The following is a 320-nucleotide window of genomic DNA, read 5'->3' as shown; positions in this document are numbered from 1 at the left end:
GATTACATCGACATGCGCCTGGCAGAGAATGTCTGGAATAGCGAGGTTATCCTCGCAGAGATAAAGGCAATGGGCTATACGGGCGGACGTTCCATGCTGCGTTACTACATCCAGCCCAAACGTAAAATGCGGCCATCAAAAAGAACGGTCCGCTTTGAAACCCAGCCAGGATATCAGCTCCAGCACGACTGGGGCGAAGTCGAGGTGGAGGTTGCCGGGCAGCGGTGCAAAGTTAACTTCGCGGTTAATACGCTGGGGTTCTCCCGCCGCTTCCATGTCTTCGCCGCGCCAAAGCAGGATGCTGAGCACACCTACGAGTC

Annotated in this window: 1 pseudogene; it reads left to right on the top strand. The window is 55.6% G+C overall.

The features are described from left to right. A pseudogene (locus tag ACU8YC_RS28645) lies at positions 1-320 on the top strand (IS21 family transposase); the annotation flags it as partial.

The organism is Citrobacter sp. VF227 (assembly GCF_052950715.1).
Note: the sequence above shows the minus strand (reverse complement) of the source record. Positions and strands in the feature narration are given on the sequence as shown.